This window comes from Aquabacter sediminis (genome assembly GCF_028863665.1).
Lineage (GTDB): Bacteria > Pseudomonadota > Alphaproteobacteria > Rhizobiales > Xanthobacteraceae > L1I39.
The window spans coordinates 516,631-531,731 of the sequence record NZ_JARBFX010000002.1 but is presented as its reverse complement, the minus strand read 5'-3'; the positions used below and the strand labels follow the sequence as shown (position 1 = coordinate 531,731).

The following is a 15,101-nucleotide window of genomic DNA, read 5'->3' as shown; positions in this document are numbered from 1 at the left end:
GCGACATGGGTTCCTCTTTTCTCATCACCCTGCGCCATGGCGTGCGCTGGCTCTCGCGCATCGCGCTGTGGGTCTCCGGCCTCGGCCTCCTCGCCATGACCGCCGCCGTCGCCTGGCAGGTGACCGGGCGCTATGTGCTCAACGATTCCCCCAGCTGGACCGAGCCCTTCTCCCTGCTGCTCATGAGCTGGTTCATCCTGCTCGGCGCCGCCGTGGGCGTGCGCGAGGGCGATCACCTGGGCTTCGAGATCGGCCTGCATTTCGCCCCGCCCCCCGTACGGCGCATCATGCAGCTGACCACCCATGTGCTCATCACCGCCTTCGGGGTGTGCATGGCGGTCTATGGCTGGGAACTGGCCATGGGCACCTGGAGCGCCAAGATGGCCGGCGTGAACCTGCCCCAGGGCGTCGACTATCTGCCGCTCGCCGGCGGCGGAGTGCTCATCGCGCTCTTCTCGTTTGAAAAGCTGCTGTGCGACCTGATCGCCCCGGCTGTCCCCCCGGTGCCGCTCGGCGCCGAGCATCCCATCGATTGAGGCCGGGAGACACGCCATGGCCATGACCATTCTGTTCGGGGTCTTCACCCTCCTGCTTCTCATCGGCACGCCGGTGGCCTTCTGCCTCGGCCTCGCCTCGCTGGCGACCGTGCTCTATCTGGACCTGCCGCCCGTGGTGGTGTTCCAGCAGATCAATTCCGGCATGAATGCCTTTTCCATGCTGGCCATCCCCTTCTTCATCTTTGCCGGCGACCTGATGATGCGCGGCGGCATCGCCGACCGGCTCATCGGCATGGCGGCCTCCCTGGTGGGCCATCTGCGCGGCGGGCTCGGGCAGGTGAATGTGGTGGCCTCCACCTTGTTCGGCGGCATTTCCGGCTCGGCGGTGGCGGATGCCTCGGCCATTGGCGGCATCATGATCCCCCAGATGGCCCGCCACGGCTATGCCAAGGACTATGCGGTCAATGTGACCGTGAACTCGGCCATCATCGCGCTGATGATCCCGCCGTCCCACAACATGATCATCTATTCCCTGTCGGCGGGCGGCACCATTTCCATCGCCGATTTGTTCACCGCCGGCATCGTGCCCGGCCTGCTGCTGGCGGCGGCCATGATGATCACCGCCTATGTGGTGGCGATCCGGCGCGGCTATCCGGCCGGCGTCTTTCCCGGCTGGTATGGCGTGCTGCGCGCCGTGGTGGCGGCGGTGCCGGGCATCCTGCTCATCGGCATCATCTTTGGCGGCGTGCGCTCGGGCGTCTTCACCGCCACGGAAAGCTCCTGCATCGCGGTCATCTATGCGTTGCTGGTGACGGTTCTGGTCTATCGGGAACTGGACCTTGCCTCCTTCTGGCATGCGACCCTCGGCGCGGTGCGCACCACCGCCATGGTGCTCCTGGTGATCGGTACCGCCGGCGCCTTCGGCTGGCTCATGGCCTTCCTCCAGGTGCCCGCCGCCACCATCGAATTGATGAACGCCATCTCGTCCAACAAGTACGTGATCCTGCTGCTCATCAACATCCTGCTCCTGATCCTCGGCACCTTCATGGACATGGCGCCGATGATCATCATCTGCACCCCCATCTTCCTGCCGCTCATCAAGGCCTTCGGCATCGATCCCGTGCAGTTCGGCGTGATCCTGATCCTGAATGCGGGCATCGGGCTGAACACGCCGCCGGTGGGCTCCGTGCTCTTCGTGGGCTGCGCGGTGGGCAAGATTTCCATCGGCGAGGCCATGAAGACCATCTGGCCCTTCTTCGGCGCCTCCATCGCGGTGCTGATGATCGTCACCTATGTGCCCGCGGTTTCCCTGTGGCTGCCGTCCGTCTTCCGCTGACGGCGCCCTCCTTTTATCGAGGTTTTTCAAGATGATTTCCGACGTGCGCCATGTGAGCCACCCCGACGCCGTGCGCTATTTCGACACCGAGGAACTGCGCGAGCACTTCCTGGTGGAGGGCCTGTTCGAGCCCGGCACCGTGCAGCTCACCTATTCCCATGTGGAGCGCTTCGTCATTGGCGGCGCCACCCCCACCGACCAGCCGCTGACGCTGGAGAGCGACAAGGCCACCATCGGCTCGCCCAACTTCCTCGATCGGCGCGAGCTGGGCGTGTTCAACATTGGCGGACCCGGCAAGGTGGAGGCGGACGGCGTCTCCTACGTGCTCGGCCATCGCGACGCGCTCTATGTTGCGCAAGGCACCAAGTCGGTGGTCTTCTCCTCCGACGATGCGGCCAATCCGGCCCGCTTCTATCTGCTCTCCACGCCGGCCCATGCCCGCTACGAGACCAAGGTGGTGAAGATCGCCGAGGCCAAGGCCATGGTGCTGGGCGACCAGGCCACCGCCAACCGGCGCACCATCTACCAGATGATCCATCCCGACGTGGTGAAGTCCTGCCAATTGGTCATGGGCATGACCAAGCTGGACGACGGCAACATCTGGAACACCATGCCCTGCCACGTCCATGACCGCCGCTCGGAGGTGTACCTCTATTTCGACGTGGCGGCCGATGCCCGCGTCATCCATCTCATGGGCGAGCCGGACCAGACGCGCCATCTGGTGGTGGCCGACGGGCAGGCGGTGATCTCGCCGCCCTGGTCCATCCATTCCGGCGTCGGCACGCGGGCCTATACCTTCATCTGGGGCATGGGCGGCGACAATATCGACTATACGGACATGGACATGGTGGCCATGGACCAGCTGAAGTGAGCGCCATGATCGCGTCTCCCTTTGACCTTTCCGGCCGCCGCGCGGTGGTCACCGGCGCCAATACCGGCCTGGGCCGCGCCATCGCGGTGGCGCTGGCCCGCGCCGGGGCCGGCATCGTGGCTGTGGGCCGCTCGGCCATGGACGAGACCCAGGCGGAGGTGGAAGCCGCCGGCGTGCCGTTCCAGGCGATCAAGGCGGACCTTTCAACGCTGGAACCCATCGCCCGCGTGGTGGAGGAGGCAACCCAGGACGGACGGGTGGACATCCTCGTCAACAATGCCGGCATCATCCGCCGGGCGGACGCTGTGGATTTCACCGAGGCCGATTGGGACGCGGTGATGGACGTCAATCTGAAGTCCGTCTTCTTCCTCACCCAGGCATTCGCGCGCGGTTGGATGGCGGATGGCAAGGGCGGGCGCGTCATCAACATCGCCTCGCTCCTGTCCTTCCAGGGGGGCATCCGCATTCCCTCCTATACGGCCTCGAAAAGCGGGCTGGCCGGCCTCACCAAGCTGCTGGCGTGCGAATGGGCGGGGCGGGGCATCAATGTGAATGCCATCGCGCCCGGCTACTTCGTCACCAACAATACCGAGGCGCTGCGCAACGATCCCAAGCGCTCCGCCGACATCCTCGCCCGCATCCCCGCCGGCCATTGGGGCCAGCCGGACGAACTGGGCGGGGCGGCGGTGTTCCTGGCTTCCGCCGCCGCCAGCTACGTGCACGGCATCGTGCTGCCGGTGGACGGCGGCTGGCTTGCCCGGTAAAGCCCCGGCCATCGATCAAGGAGCAATCTCATGTCCCGCAAGGGCGACGTGTTCGGCCTCGTCGACGAGGCCCCGGTGGAGCGGGTGGACGACATCGTCCGCCGACAGATCCTCACCTATAATGACGAGATCATGATGGTGCGGGTCATGTTCGACAAAGCCGGGCCGGGCGGCGTGCCCCATTCCCACCCCCATGTGCAGATCACCTCCGTGGAGAGCGGAGTGTTCGACATCACCATCGACGGCAAGACGGCCCGCCTGAAAGCCGGCGACAGCTTCTACGTGCCCTCCGGCGTCCATCACGGCGCCATCTGCGTGGAGCCGGGCGTGCTGGTCGACGTGTTCACGCCCATGCGGGCGGATTTCCTGAAGGGCTGAGGGGAGGGGGCTTGCCCCTCCCTGTCCCCCTATCGCGGCCGGCGCATGTCGAACATGATGTCCGGGCTCACCTCCGCATAGGCGGCCGGGCCGCCGGCGCGCAGGATGGGGTGGGCCTCAGCGGTCTGGTAGATGCCGTCCTTCAGCAGCGCCTTGTCGATGTGCACGGCCACCACCTCGCCGATGCTCAGCCAGGCATCCACGGGCGTTCCGGCCGCATCGGTCAGGCGGATCAATTGGGCGAGGCGGCACTCGAACGAGACCCGGCTTTCCGCCACGCGCGGCACGCCCACCACGCGGCTTTCCGCGGGGGTGAGGCCGGCGAGCGCGAACTCGTCCACCTCCGGCCCCACCGAGGCGGAGGTGGCGTTCATGGCCTCCGCCAGGTCGCGGGTGGCCAGGTTCCAGCAGAATTCCCCCGTTGCCTCGATATTGGCCACCGTGTCCTTCCAGGACGTGCTGGAAAAGCCCACCAAGGGCGGGGTGTAGTTGAAGGCGTTGAAGAAGGAATAGGGGGCAAGGTTCAGCGTCCCGTCCACCGCGCGGGTGGAGATCCAGCCGATGGGGCGCGGCCCCACGATGGCGTTGAAGGGATCGTGCGGCAGGCCATGGCCCTTGGCCGGCTCGTAATAATGGACGTCCCGAACGGCGCTCATGCGGCCTCTCCTGTTCCAGGAGGCAAGGCATAGCACGCCTGCATCGGGCCGCCAGTCATCCCTGCATATGACTGTTCAAATTCCTAGGAATAACGTCTTGACAGCGGTGCGCTCCTCCGCTAGGGTTTGTCCATGTTCAAGAGGTGCGCCTGAGGCGCCGCCTCCGCGGCCTTTCTTCTTCCAGAGCGGATGTCCCCATGAGCGAACCGTCCCCCGGCGTCGCGGCGACCGTGCGCGCCCTCTACCAGGACGGCGTGCCCATCCATGAGATCGTGGCCCGCACGGGCCTGTCCACCGGGCGCACCTATTACTGGATCGACCATGCCCCCGGCCCGGACGGCATCGCCATCAAGGCGCCCTTGCCGCGCCGGCGCACCAGCCGGCGCACCTCGCTCCTCCTGCCTGCCCGACGCCGCGCCTTGGTGGAGCGCCTGTGGCGCGCCGCCGAGATGCAGGTGGACGAGATCGAGGCGCGCCTTGCCCGCACCGATGGCCTCGCCGCCGATGCGGAGCGCGATGCCCGCACGCTGGCGGTTCTGGCGCGGGTGCTGCGGGAATTGAAGGCGCTGGAGGCCGCCTCCGGCCCCCGCCGGCCGGTGGATGCGGAAAACCGGGAGGATGCCATTGCCTTCGACCTCGACACCTTCCGCCGCGAGCTTGCGCGCCGCCTTGAGGCGCTGCGCGACAAGGACGAAGCCTGACGAACTCATGGCGCTGCTGGCGGACCCCGCCATGGGCGCGCTGCTGCATGACTGGGAATTATGGGCCCGGCCGGACCAGCTTCCCCCCGCTCTGGCCCAAGGCGGGGCGCCCTGGACCACCTGGCTGGTGCTGGGCGGGCGGGGCGCCGGCAAGACGCGGGCAGGTGCCGAATGGGTGCGGGGCCTGGCCTTCGGCCGCCCTCCGTTTGCCACCGCGCCGGTCGCGCGGATCGCCCTGGTGGCGGAGACCATGGCCGATGTGCGCGAGGTGATGGTGGACGGCGTGTCCGGCCTCCTCGCCATCCATCCCGCCCATGAGCGCCCCCGCTGGGAAGCCGCCCGCCGCCGCCTGGTCTGGCCCAATGGCGCGGTGGCGCAGGGCTTTTCAGCCGAAGACCCGGAAAGCCTGCGCGGCCCGCAATTTCAGGCCGCCTGGCTGGACGAGCTGGCTAAGTGGCGCCGGGCGGACGCCACCTTCGACATGCTGCAATTCGGTCTGCGCCTGGGCGACCAGCCGCGCCAGATGATCACCACCACGCCGCGCCCCACCCCCCTGGTGAAGCGCCTCCTGGCCGATCCCACCACGGCGGTGAGCCGCGCCCGTACGGCGGACAATGCCCGGCTTCTGGCCCCCGGTTTTCTCGCCGCCGTGCTCACCCGCTATGGCGGCACGCGCCTCGGCCGGCAGGAACTGGATGGCGAAATCCTGGAGGATCGCCCAGACGCTCTGTGGAGCCGCGCGCGCCTGGAGGCCGCCCGCGAGACCGCCCCGCCGCCTCTGGCGCGGGTGGTGGTGGCGGTGGACCCGCCCGCCTCCTCCCGCTCCGGGGCCGATGCCTGCGGCCTCGTCTGCGCGGGCATCGACAAGGAGGGCATCGTCCATGTGCTGGCGGATGACAGTGCCGCCGGCCTCACCCCCGTCCAGTGGGCAAGCCGCGCCGTGGCGCTCTATCAGCGCTTTTGCGCCGATCGCATCGTGGTGGAGGTGAACCAGGGCGGCGAGATGGTGCGTGCCGTCATCGCCGAGGTGGACGGTGCCGTTCCGGTGGAGCCGGTACGGGCCACGCGCGGCAAATATCTGCGCGCCGAGCCGGTGGCCGCCCTCTATGAGCAGGGCCGCGTGCGCCATGCGGGGGCCTTCCCCGCGCTCGAAGACGAATTGTGCGACTTCGCCCCCGAGGGCCTCTCCAACGGCCGCTCGCCGGACCGCCTCGACGCCCTGGTGTGGGCCATCACCGCCCTCGCCCTCGGCCCCCGCGCCCCCGCGCCCCGCGTCCGGGGGCTGTGAGGGGCGCTGGAGGCGGTCGGCCCGCTTGCCCCTTCGGCCATCTGTCCGCTGGCCGGCCGCCCTCCCTCTCCCGCTTGCGGGGGAGGGCCAGGGAGGGGGCCGGCGCGGCCAGCGGTCGGCTGGTCCTTTTCTCGCCGCGTGGCGGCGCCCGTGCATCCCCGTGGCGTCTGTTTCGCCCGTGTGCCCCCCTCCCCAACCCTCCCCCGCTTTGCGGGAGAGAGGGCTGGTCGCGCGCAGGGAGGAGCGTCCGCCGAGTTCCGCCGTCCCATGCCGGCCGCCATTCTCTCCTGCCCCATGCCGCTGGCCGGCCGGACCTCCCTCTCCCGCCTGCGGGGGAGGGCCGGGGAGGGGGCCGCCGGGGCCAGCGGTCGGCTGGTCCTTTTCTCGCCGCGTGGCGGCGCCCGTGCGTTCCCGTGGCTTCCGTCTCGCCCCTGTGCCCCCTCCCCAACCCTCCCCCGCTTTGCGGGAGAGGGGGCTGGTCGCGCGGGGGGAAGGGGCGTCCGCCGAGTTCCGCCGTCCCATGCCGGCCACCGTGCTCTCCTGCCCCATGCCGCTGGCCGGCCCCCTCCCTCTCCCGCTTGCGGGGGAGGGCCGGGGAGGGGGCCGGCGCGGCCAGAGGTCGGCTTGTGCTTTTCTCGCCGCGTGGCGGCGCTCGTGCGTTGCCGTGGCGTCTGTTTCGCCCCTGTGCCCCCTCCCCAACTCTCCCCCGCATTGCGGGAGAGGGGGCTGGTCGCGCGGGGGGAAGGACCATCCGCCCCGTTCCGCCGCCTTATGCCGGCCGCCTGCTCTTCTGCCCCATGCCTCTGGCCGGCCCCCCTCCCTCTCCCGCTTGCGGGGGAGGGCCGGGGAGGGGGCGGGAGGCGAACGGGAAACGGGTTGAGACCGTATCCAACACCGCCGCCGCAGGGCGCATCGGCCTTGCCGCACCGGCCCCCCCTTGGGAGACCGCCATGTTCCGCACCCTTCTCGCACCCTTCCGGCCCCGTCCGCCGCAGGTGAAGGCGAGCCGGACCGCCGCGCTGGTGGCGCTGTTCGGTCACGGCCAGGCGCGCTGGACGCCTTGCGACTATGCCGGCCTTGCCCGCGAGGGCTATGCCCGCAATGCCATTGCCCACCGCGCCGTGCGCCTTGTCGCCGAGGCGGCGGGCACCGTGCCCTTCGTGCTCATGGAAGAGGGGCGCGAGCTGGACCGCCATCCGCTCCTGGCGCTGCTCGCCAATCCCAATCCGCGCCTGCGCGGGCCGGACCTGGTGGAGGCGGTGTGCGGCCATCTGCTGGTGGCGGGCAATGCCTATCTGGAGCTGGTGTGCGTGGACGGGCAGCCGCGCGAAATCCACATCCTGCGCCCGGATCGGGTGAAGGTGGTGCCCGGCCCCGATGGTTGGCCGGAGGCCTTCGACTATGTGCTGGACGGGCGCACCTTGCGCATTGCCCAGGAGCCGATGGAGACGCAAAGCGGCACCGCCTTGCCCATCCTCCACATTGCCGCCTTCAACCCGCTGGACGACCATTACGGCTTTGCCCCGCTGGAGGCCGCCGCCCGTGCCCTCGACCTCCACAATGCCTCCGCCGCCTGGAACAAGGCGCTCATCGACAATGCCGCCCGGCCTTCCGGCGCCCTCGTCTATGGCGGAGCGGGAACCTTGAGCGAGGACCAGTTCCAGCGCCTCAAGGAGGAATTGGAGGCGAGCTTCCAGGGCGCCGCCAATGCCGGCCGGCCGTTGCTGCTGGAAGGCGGGCTCGACTGGAAGCCTTTGGGCCTCAGCCCCAAGGACATGGATTTCGAGGCCGCCCGCGCCAATGCGGCGCGCGAGATCGCGCTCGCCGTGGGCGTGCCGCCCATGCTGCTGGGCCTGCCCGGCGACAACACCTTCGCCAATTATGCCGAGGCCAACCGTGCCTTGTGGCGGCTGACCGTGCTGCCCTTGGTCCGGCGCATCGGCGCGGCCCTGTCCGCCTGGCTGGCGCCGGCCTATGGCGGGGAGCTCTCCCTCGTGCCGGACCTCGACCAGGTGGAGGCGCTCTCCGCCGAGCGCTCGGATCTCTGGGCGCGGGTGGGCGCCGCCGCCTTCCTCACCGAGGACGAGAAACGCGCCGCCGTGGGCTACGGGCCGCATCCATGAACACGGCGGCGGGCCTGCCCGTGGACGCCCTTCTGCGCGCCTTCGCCGAGCGGGGCGATCTTGCCCATCTCGCGCTTCTCCTGTGGGCCGGCAGCGCCACTTTGGTGGCGGTGCGGGCGCTCGCCGCCCTCTCCCGCGCCACCGAGCGCCTTGATGCCTTCGTGCGGGAGCTCGCCCGCTTCAACGCCCGCAATGACGGCTGATTGTCCGGCCCGCGCCGGCTGAGCCCGCGCCCTTTTTCGCCTTCCATCCTCCCTCGGAGACCATCGGCATGCGTGCCCCCTTCCAGAAGGCGCCCGCGCCGCGCATTCGCGCGCTCGGGCCCACCCTTCGCCGTGCCCAGGCGCCAGCCCCGGCACCGGCGCCGGGCGGTGTGTTCCGCGATTTCGTCGCCACCTTGGAGCGCCTGGAGCGCGGCAAGCGCCGCAAGCCCGGCGCGGGCGGAAAGGACCCGGCATGAGCTTTGCCCGCACCTTGCGCCCGCCCGTTCGGCGGGCGGTGGAGGCGGATGCGGAGGGGTGGATCGAGGGCTATGCCTGCCTGTTCGACCGGGTGGATCTCGGCCGCGACAGCATCGCCCCCGGCGCCTTCGCCCGCTCCCTGGAAACGCGGGGCGCGGCCGGCGTGCGCCTGCTCTACCAGCACGATCCGGCCGAGCCGATCGGCGTGTGGACCGACATCGCGGAGGACGAGCACGGCCTTCATGTGCGCGGCCGCCTCGCCCTTGATGTGCGGCGCGGGCGGGAGGTGATGAATCTTGCCCGCGTCGGCGCGCTGGATGGCCTGTCCATCGGCTTCAAGGCCGCCGCCGCCCGTACCGATCCGCGCAGCCGCGTGCGCCGCATCGCCCGCATCGATCTGTGGGAAGTCTCCGTCGTGACCTTCCCCATGCAGCCCCAGGCCCGCTTCGCCCTGGCGATGCCGGCCGCCTTTCCCCTCGCCCGTCCCGCCGGGGCGGTTCGCCTTCAACCCTGAGGATTGTCCATGACCCATCCCTTCGCCGCCCCCGAGACCAAGGTGACGAGCCCCGGCGCCTTTTCCGAGCATGAGGACCTGATGGTGGCCTTCGACACCTATCGCGCCGCCAATGACCAGCGCCTCGCCGAGATCGAGCGGCGCGGCGCGCCCGACGTGTTGCTGGAGGAGAAGCTCGCCCGCCTCGATGCCGCCCTCGACGCCCAGAAGGCGCGGCTCGATGCGCTCGCCACCAAGGCGGCCCGCCCCGGCCTCGGCGCGCCGGCTCGCGGGCTCGCCGTGGACGCTCATGCCGGCGCCTTCGAGACCTATGTGCGCCATGGCGAGGCCGGTGGCCTCAAGGCGCTGGAAGCCAAGGCCATGGAAGGCAAGGCCATGACCGTGGGCTCGGGCGCCGATGGCGGCTATCTGGTGCCCGCCCAGACGGAGCACGAGATCGGCCGGCGCCTGTCCTTGCTCTCGCCCATCCGGGGGCTCGCTACCGTCATCACCATTGGCGGGGGCACCTACAAGAAGCCGTTCATGAAGACCGGCCCCGCCGCCGGCTGGGCCGCCGAGACCGCCGCCCGCCCGCAGACCGACAGCCCGGTGCTGGCGGAACTCTCCTTCCCCGCCATGGAGCTCTATGCCCAGCCCGCCGCCACCCAGCCGCTGCTGGATGACGCGGCGGTGGACCTGGAAGCCTGGATCGCGGGGGAGGTGGACATCGCCTTTGCCGACCAGGAGAGCGCCGCCTTCGTCTCCGGCGACGGGGTGGCCAAGCCTAAGGGGTTCCTGGCCTATACCAAGGCCGCCGAGAGCGCCTGGACCTGGGACAAGGTGGGCTATGTGGCCACCGGCGCCGCCGGGGCGTTTTCCGCCACCAATGCCTCCGACGCGCTGGTGGACCTGGTCTATGCACTCAAGGGCGGCTACCGGCAGAATGCCAGCTTCGTCATGAACCGCCGCACCCAGGCGGCGGTGCGCAAGCTGAAGGACGAGAACGGCACGTACCTCTGGACCCCGCCGGCCGTGGCGGGGCAGGGCGCGAGCCTGCTGGGCTTCCCCATCGCCGAGTGCGAGGAGATGCCGGACATCGCGGATGGTGCCTTCCCCATCGCCTTCGGCGACTTCCGCCGCTTCTATCTGGTGGTGGACCGCGCCGGCGTGCGGGTGCTGCGAGATCCCTATTCCGCCAAGCCCTATGTGCTGTTCTACACCACCAAGCGCGTGGGCGGCGGCATCCAGGACTTCGACGCCGCCAAGCTGCTGAAGTTCGCGGTGAGCTGACGGCGCGAGCGGCCCTTGCCCCCTGCCCCCTCCCTTGCCCCCTCCCTGGCCCTCCCCCGCTGGCGCGGGAGAGGGAAGCCCGCCGGACCGCCGGAGGTGCGCGCGGCGGGGGCGGGCGTCGCGCCGGGATCTCCCCAGCCTCCGGCGCCGCAAGGCGTCCTTCAGGTCTCCACCGGCTGCCAGATCTCGATGCGGCGTTCACCCTCCAAGAGGTCGGGCAGGGCCGCGTGCCAGTCCTGTCGGTAGGGGCGATGAAGCTGGACGTTCAGGACATCCGCGTGATCCGCCCAAACCTCATGGAGGAGGAAGCGGTTGGGGTCGCCCGGGTCCTCGTGCAGCAGAGCGCTCCGATAGGTCGCTTCCTGGGCCATGCGGTCCAGAAGCGCGGTGATGAGGCTCAGGAACCGCGCCCGCTCGCCGCCTTTGAGTTTGAATGTGATCAGATAGGCGACGCTCATGGGCGCACCGCGTCGAGGAAGCCGATCACCTCGGCGATGCACCCCTGCGCGTTGAGACGCACGATATCGGTCCCGGCGGCCAACGCCGTGCCGCCGTCGGGGCCGAGCGTCCATGCGAAGCGCGCGAAGGGGCCGTGGCCATCGGGCGTTCCGTGGAGGCGAAAGGCGAGCCCCGCAAAGCGCTGGCGCGCCGCCTCGATCATCGTGAAAATGGCGGCTCGGCCCTCGGCCTGCATGAGGGGGTCGCGGTAAGTGGCGTCCGGACACCACTCCGCCAGCCGGCGTTGCCGCTCGGGCGCAGTGTCCGCGTTCCACACGGCGAGATAGTCCTTCGCGATCTCGAGAGGGGTCTGCATGCCGGTCTCCTTTTCGTGCGCCCTCAGCATGGGCGCGTCGGCAGCGTCCGGCGATTACCTTGGAGGTCATGGGCAAGGTGTCAGGCCCATGCGAGAAGGGGCAGATGACGATGGCAGCCCTTGCGAGCGAAACGGTGGGAGATGTCCTGCGCGACTGGCGACGGAGGCGGCGCGTCAGCCAGCTCGCGCTCGCGCTGGAGGCCGAGGTCTCCGCGCGGCACCTCAGCTTTGTGGAGAGCGGCCGGTCGGCGGCCAGTCGTGACATGCTGCTGCGCCTGGCCGAACGGCTTGCCCTGCCACTCCGCGAGCGCAATCGTCTGCTGCTGGCCGGGGGCTATGCGCCCGCCTTCGCCGAGCGCTCGCCCGAGCGGCCCGACATGGCGGCGGCCCTGGAGGCGGTCCGCATGGTCCTCGCCGCCTATGAGCCCTTTCCAGCCCTGGCGGTCGATCGGCACTGGAACCTGGTTGCCGCCAACGCGGCTCTGGCGCCTCTTCTGGTCAAGGTGGCGCCGCGCCTCGTCGAACCCCCCGTCAATGTCCTGCACCTGTCGCTGGCGCCGGACGGGCTGGCCCCCTTCATCCTCAACTTTGCCGACTGGCGACATCACATTCTGGAGCGCCTGCGGCGCGACGCAAACGTGTCCGGCGATCCGGATCTATTTCGCCTGCACGATGCCCTGCGCGCCCTTCCCCCGACCGCCGGAGGGGAAAGGGCGGAGGATTGGGCCCCCCAAAGCAACCAGATTGCCGTGCCTCTCATGCTGCGGCACCCCTCCACGGGGGAGCGGCTGTCCTTCCTATCAACCACCACCGTGTTCGGAACCGCGACCGACATCGCGCTCGCCGAACTGACGCTGGAGGGCTTTCTTCCCGCCGATGAGGCGACGCGCCGCGCGCTGACCGCGCACGCCTGACGTCGCCTCTGCACGAGCGCCTTCAAGGGGGGGCGTGGCCTGACCAGGAGCGCGGCCCGCGGCACCGCTCCGCCCTCACTCCCCCAACGGCCGCCCGAGCTTGGCCGCAGCCGATCGGATCCAGTCCGAGAACAGGCCCACCAAGGTGATGCCGGTGACGCCGCCGCAGCCGCGCGCGCCGCCGGCCGCCGTGACCCAGCTCACCACGCCGGCGACCGTTCCGTCCGCGAAGGCGGGGCCGCCGCTGTCGCCGGTGCAGGCGCCCGCCGCGCCCTCGGGCGCGGACAGGCGGGCCATGATGCCGCCGGTGGTGCCGATGGAGGGAAGCGACACCGCCCGCAGCGTGCCGGCGGTCTTCTCCGCCCCGTCGGCGGTCATGCCATAGCCGGCCACCAGGAACACCGTGCCCTTCGCCGGCAGTCCGGAGGTGGAGAGCCGCGCCGGGCGGGTGCTTGCCGGCAGGTTTTCCGCGAGGCGGATCACCGCCAGGTCCGGCGTCGGTCGGCGGGTGCGGAACTGGTCGTCCGCGAAGGAGGGATGCACCACGATGCCGGTGACGGGAATGAGCCGCGGCGCCCCGCCGCCCAGGATCGCCACCGCATAGTCCGCCGCCGGCTTCACACAATGGGCGGCGGTGAGGACCAGGTCCGGCGCCAGCGCCGTGCCGGTGCAGGAGGCGCCGCGCGTCGAGACGATGAGCACCGTGCGGGCCGCCACCTCGGCCGGCGCCGGCCCCCCGCCCACGATGGCGGAAGCGGGCCCCGCGCCGAGCGCGAGAACGAGGGCCGCAACGCCAAGGGCGCCGGCGCGGAGGAAGGAGTGGGCCGTCATCGGCCGCTTTCTGGCCCTCCCGCGCCGCGCCGTCAATTCCAACGCCGGAGCTTCTGCGCATCCGGCCCCGCCCCGGAGGTTTCCGTGCCCGAATGCCTGACCGGCCCCGCCGCCGAGCCGCTGACCCTTGCCGAGGCCAAGGCCTTCCTGCGCATCGACCATGATGCGGAGGACAGCCTTCTCGCCGCCCTCATCACCGCCGCCCGGCAGGCCATCGAGAGCGCCAGCGGGCGCATCCTCATGACCCAGAGCTGGCGGGTGACGCGCGATGCCTGGCCGGTGAGCGGCCTCATCCTGGCGCCGCTCGCCCCGGTGCGCGCGGTGCTCGCCGCCCGTGTCTTCTCCGGCACCGCCTTCGCGACGCTGCCGCTTGATCTCTTCACCTTGCGGCGGGACCGGGCGCCGGCTTTGATCGGCGTCGATCCCGCCCGCGCGCCGCGCCCCATGCGGCCGCTCGGCGGCATCGAGCTGGACCTGACGCTGGGCTATGGCGCAACGCCCGCCGAGGTGCCGGCGGACCTGATCCAGGCCGTGCGCCTTCTCACCGCGCATCTCTATGAGAACCGTGACGGCACGAGCGGTGCTGGTCGCCTGCCGGAGCCGGTGGAAGCGCTTCTGCGGCCCTATCGCCTGGTGCGGCTGTGACCGGCCCCGGCGCCCTGCGCCTCCGCTTCGCCCACCAGACCGGCGTCGACCTGCCGGACGGCATGGGCGGCATCACGCGCACCTATCTGACCATCGACCAATTGTGGGGCGCGCTGGAGACGCTCTCGGCCGAGGGCGATCTCTCCGCCGAGAAGCGGGTGGGCGTGCTCGCCCATCGCATCACCGTGCGGGCGCCCAACACCCTCCAGCCCGGCGACCGGCTGGTGCTGGGCACCCGCATCTTCGCTGTCGAGGCGGTGAGCGATCCCGACAATCGGGGCCGTTTCAGCCGCTGCCGCTGCCGGGAGGAACAGCCATGAGGATCACCGCCACGGTCACCGGCGGCACCGACCTCGCCGCCCGCCTTGCCGCCGCGCTGGAGGTCCCGCTCGCCCGCCGCGCGCGCCTTGAAGCGGGGGCGGCCCTGGCTGAGCGCGTCGCTCAGGCCGGCGTCGTGCCGCTGGTCGAGGAGCAGGGCGACCGGGTGCTGGTGGGGTCCGATGATCCCGCCGCCATCGCCCGCGAGACCGGCACGCTCAACACCGCGCCGACGCCGTGGCTGCTACCTTCTGCGGCGGACGTGAGGGCGCGGCGATGAGCATCCCTCCCGCCCCCATGCAGGCGGCCCTCGCCTTGCGCGCGGCGCTTCATGCGCGCCTCACATCGGATGCCGCCCTTGTCTCGGCGCTGGGCGGCGCGCGCATCCATGACGCGCCGCCCGCCAAGGCCGCCTTTCCTTTCGTGACGCTCGGCGAGGCGGTGGTGTCCGACTGGTCCACCGCCACAGAGGCGGGCAGCGAGCAGATGCTGACGCTTCACATCTGGTCCCGCGCCGCCGGGCGGGCCGAAATCCATGCTCTGGCGGGCCTCGTGCAGCAGGCTCTGCATGAGGCCCCTCTCAGTCTTTCCGGCCATCGCCTCGCCAATCTGCGCGCCACCAGCGCAGAGATCCGGCGCGAGGAGGAGGGCCGCACCTTCCATGCCTTGGTGCGCTTCCGCGCCGTCACCGAGGCCGTCTGACACCCCGCAAGAGGAGGCC

At 70.5% G+C, this 15,101-nt stretch carries 21 protein-coding genes; 17 read left to right on the top strand and 4 right to left on the bottom strand.

Going from position 1 to position 15,101, the window contains the following annotated elements:
- Positions 1-5 precede the first annotated feature (5 nt).
- The 5 genes from PV781_RS05465 to PV781_RS05445 are packed head-to-tail and all read left to right on the top strand — an operon-like array spanning position 6 to position 3,846.
- A complete protein-coding gene (locus tag PV781_RS05465; protein WP_274774600.1) occupies positions 6-536 on the top strand; it encodes a TRAP transporter small permease in 531 nt (176 codons plus the stop codon).
- Positions 537-552: 16 nt separating this feature from the next.
- The gene (locus tag PV781_RS05460; protein WP_274774599.1) at positions 553-1,833 is read left to right on the top strand and encodes a TRAP transporter large permease; all 1,281 of its coding nucleotides are present in this window, start codon (positions 553-555) and stop codon (positions 1,831-1,833) included.
- A gap of 31 nt (positions 1,834-1,864) precedes the next feature.
- Entirely contained in the window at positions 1,865-2,704 is an 840-nt protein-coding gene (kduI, locus tag PV781_RS05455) for a 5-dehydro-4-deoxy-D-glucuronate isomerase (protein ID WP_274774598.1), read from the top strand.
- 5 nt (positions 2,705-2,709) lie between these two features.
- Entirely contained in the window at positions 2,710-3,468 is a 759-nt protein-coding gene (kduD, locus tag PV781_RS05450; RefSeq protein ID WP_274774597.1) for a 2-dehydro-3-deoxy-D-gluconate 5-dehydrogenase KduD, read from the top strand.
- Between the two features lie 30 nt (positions 3,469-3,498).
- Entirely contained in the window at positions 3,499-3,846 is a 348-nt protein-coding gene (locus PV781_RS05445) for a cupin domain-containing protein (RefSeq protein ID WP_209104946.1), read from the top strand.
- Between the two features lie 29 nt (positions 3,847-3,875).
- Here the strand turns inward: PV781_RS05445 and PV781_RS05440 are convergent, their stop codons facing one another.
- The gene (locus PV781_RS05440; RefSeq protein ID WP_274774596.1) at positions 3,876-4,502 is read right to left on the bottom strand and encodes a flavin reductase family protein; all 627 of its coding nucleotides are present in this window, start codon (positions 4,500-4,502) and stop codon (positions 3,876-3,878) included.
- A 197-nt stretch (positions 4,503-4,699) separates the two neighbouring features.
- Here PV781_RS05440 and PV781_RS05435 point away from each other — a divergent pair, with 197 nt between their 5' ends.
- The 7 genes from PV781_RS05435 (at position 4,700) to PV781_RS05405 (ending at position 10,858) form a co-directional block, all read left to right on the top strand.
- Positions 4,700-5,203 carry a hypothetical protein gene (locus tag PV781_RS05435; protein ID WP_274774595.1) on the top strand — a complete coding sequence of 168 codons (504 nt, stop codon included), beginning with the start codon at positions 4,700-4,702 and terminating at the stop codon, positions 5,201-5,203.
- 7 nt (positions 5,204-5,210) lie between these two features.
- Positions 5,211-6,491 carry a DNA-packaging protein gene (locus PV781_RS05430; protein ID WP_274774594.1) on the top strand — a complete coding sequence of 427 codons (1,281 nt, stop codon included), beginning with the start codon at positions 5,211-5,213 and terminating at the stop codon, positions 6,489-6,491.
- Positions 6,492-7,441: 950 nt separating this feature from the next.
- The gene (locus PV781_RS05425; RefSeq protein ID WP_274774593.1) at positions 7,442-8,614 is read left to right on the top strand and encodes a phage portal protein; all 1,173 of its coding nucleotides are present in this window, start codon (positions 7,442-7,444) and stop codon (positions 8,612-8,614) included.
- Positions 8,611-8,817: a hypothetical protein gene (locus PV781_RS05420; RefSeq protein WP_425532357.1), complete on the top strand. Its 207-nt coding sequence runs from the start codon at positions 8,611-8,613 to the stop codon at positions 8,815-8,817. The genes PV781_RS05425 and PV781_RS05420 overlap by 4 nt, the downstream gene beginning before the upstream one ends.
- Positions 8,818-8,885: 68 nt before the next feature.
- A complete protein-coding gene (locus tag PV781_RS05415) occupies positions 8,886-9,074 on the top strand; it encodes a hypothetical protein (protein ID WP_274774592.1) in 189 nt (62 codons plus the stop codon).
- Positions 9,071-9,589 carry an HK97 family phage prohead protease gene (locus PV781_RS05410; RefSeq protein ID WP_274774591.1) on the top strand — a complete coding sequence of 173 codons (519 nt, stop codon included), beginning with the start codon at positions 9,071-9,073 and terminating at the stop codon, positions 9,587-9,589. The genes PV781_RS05415 and PV781_RS05410 overlap by 4 nt, the downstream gene beginning before the upstream one ends.
- A gap of 9 nt (positions 9,590-9,598) precedes the next feature.
- Positions 9,599-10,858, top strand: a complete 1,260-nt coding sequence (locus tag PV781_RS05405; protein ID WP_274774590.1) for a phage major capsid protein — start codon at positions 9,599-9,601, stop codon at positions 10,856-10,858.
- A 161-nt stretch (positions 10,859-11,019) separates the two neighbouring features.
- Here the strand turns inward: PV781_RS05405 and PV781_RS05400 are convergent, their stop codons facing one another.
- Positions 11,020-11,316, bottom strand: a complete 297-nt coding sequence (locus PV781_RS05400; protein WP_274774589.1) for a putative quinol monooxygenase — start codon at positions 11,314-11,316, stop codon at positions 11,020-11,022.
- Complete coding sequence (locus tag PV781_RS05395) at positions 11,313-11,672, bottom strand: nuclear transport factor 2 family protein (RefSeq protein WP_274774588.1); 360 nt, start codon at positions 11,670-11,672, stop codon at positions 11,313-11,315. Before PV781_RS05395 ends, PV781_RS05400 begins: the two co-directional genes overlap by 4 nt.
- Before the next feature lie 68 nt (positions 11,673-11,740).
- Here PV781_RS05395 and PV781_RS05390 point away from each other — a divergent pair, with 68 nt between their 5' ends.
- Positions 11,741-12,586 carry an MmyB family transcriptional regulator gene (locus PV781_RS05390; protein ID WP_425532362.1) on the top strand — a complete coding sequence of 282 codons (846 nt, stop codon included), beginning with the start codon at positions 11,741-11,743 and terminating at the stop codon, positions 12,584-12,586.
- 75 nt (positions 12,587-12,661) lie between these two features.
- On the opposite strand, the gene PV781_RS05385 is transcribed toward PV781_RS05390, so the two are convergent.
- Complete coding sequence (locus PV781_RS05385; RefSeq protein WP_274774587.1) at positions 12,662-13,417, bottom strand: S1 family peptidase; 756 nt, start codon at positions 13,415-13,417, stop codon at positions 12,662-12,664.
- Between the two features lie 84 nt (positions 13,418-13,501).
- On the opposite strand from PV781_RS05385, the gene PV781_RS05380 reads away from it, so the two are divergent.
- Genes PV781_RS05380 through PV781_RS05365 form a run of 4 tightly spaced genes read left to right on the top strand, consistent with a single transcriptional unit; the run spans position 13,502 to position 15,082 of the window.
- Positions 13,502-14,062 carry a head-tail connector protein gene (locus PV781_RS05380; RefSeq protein WP_274774586.1) on the top strand — a complete coding sequence of 187 codons (561 nt, stop codon included), beginning with the start codon at positions 13,502-13,504 and terminating at the stop codon, positions 14,060-14,062.
- Positions 14,059-14,382, top strand: a complete 324-nt coding sequence (locus tag PV781_RS05375; protein WP_274774585.1) for a phage head closure protein — start codon at positions 14,059-14,061, stop codon at positions 14,380-14,382. Before PV781_RS05380 ends, PV781_RS05375 begins: the two co-directional genes overlap by 4 nt.
- Positions 14,379-14,660, top strand: a complete 282-nt coding sequence (locus PV781_RS05370) for a hypothetical protein (RefSeq protein WP_274774584.1) — start codon at positions 14,379-14,381, stop codon at positions 14,658-14,660. The genes PV781_RS05375 and PV781_RS05370 overlap by 4 nt, the downstream gene beginning before the upstream one ends.
- Positions 14,657-15,082 carry a DUF3168 domain-containing protein gene (locus PV781_RS05365; RefSeq protein ID WP_274774583.1) on the top strand — a complete coding sequence of 142 codons (426 nt, stop codon included), beginning with the start codon at positions 14,657-14,659 and terminating at the stop codon, positions 15,080-15,082. The genes PV781_RS05370 and PV781_RS05365 overlap by 4 nt, the downstream gene beginning before the upstream one ends.
- Positions 15,083-15,101: the final 19 nt, after the last annotated feature.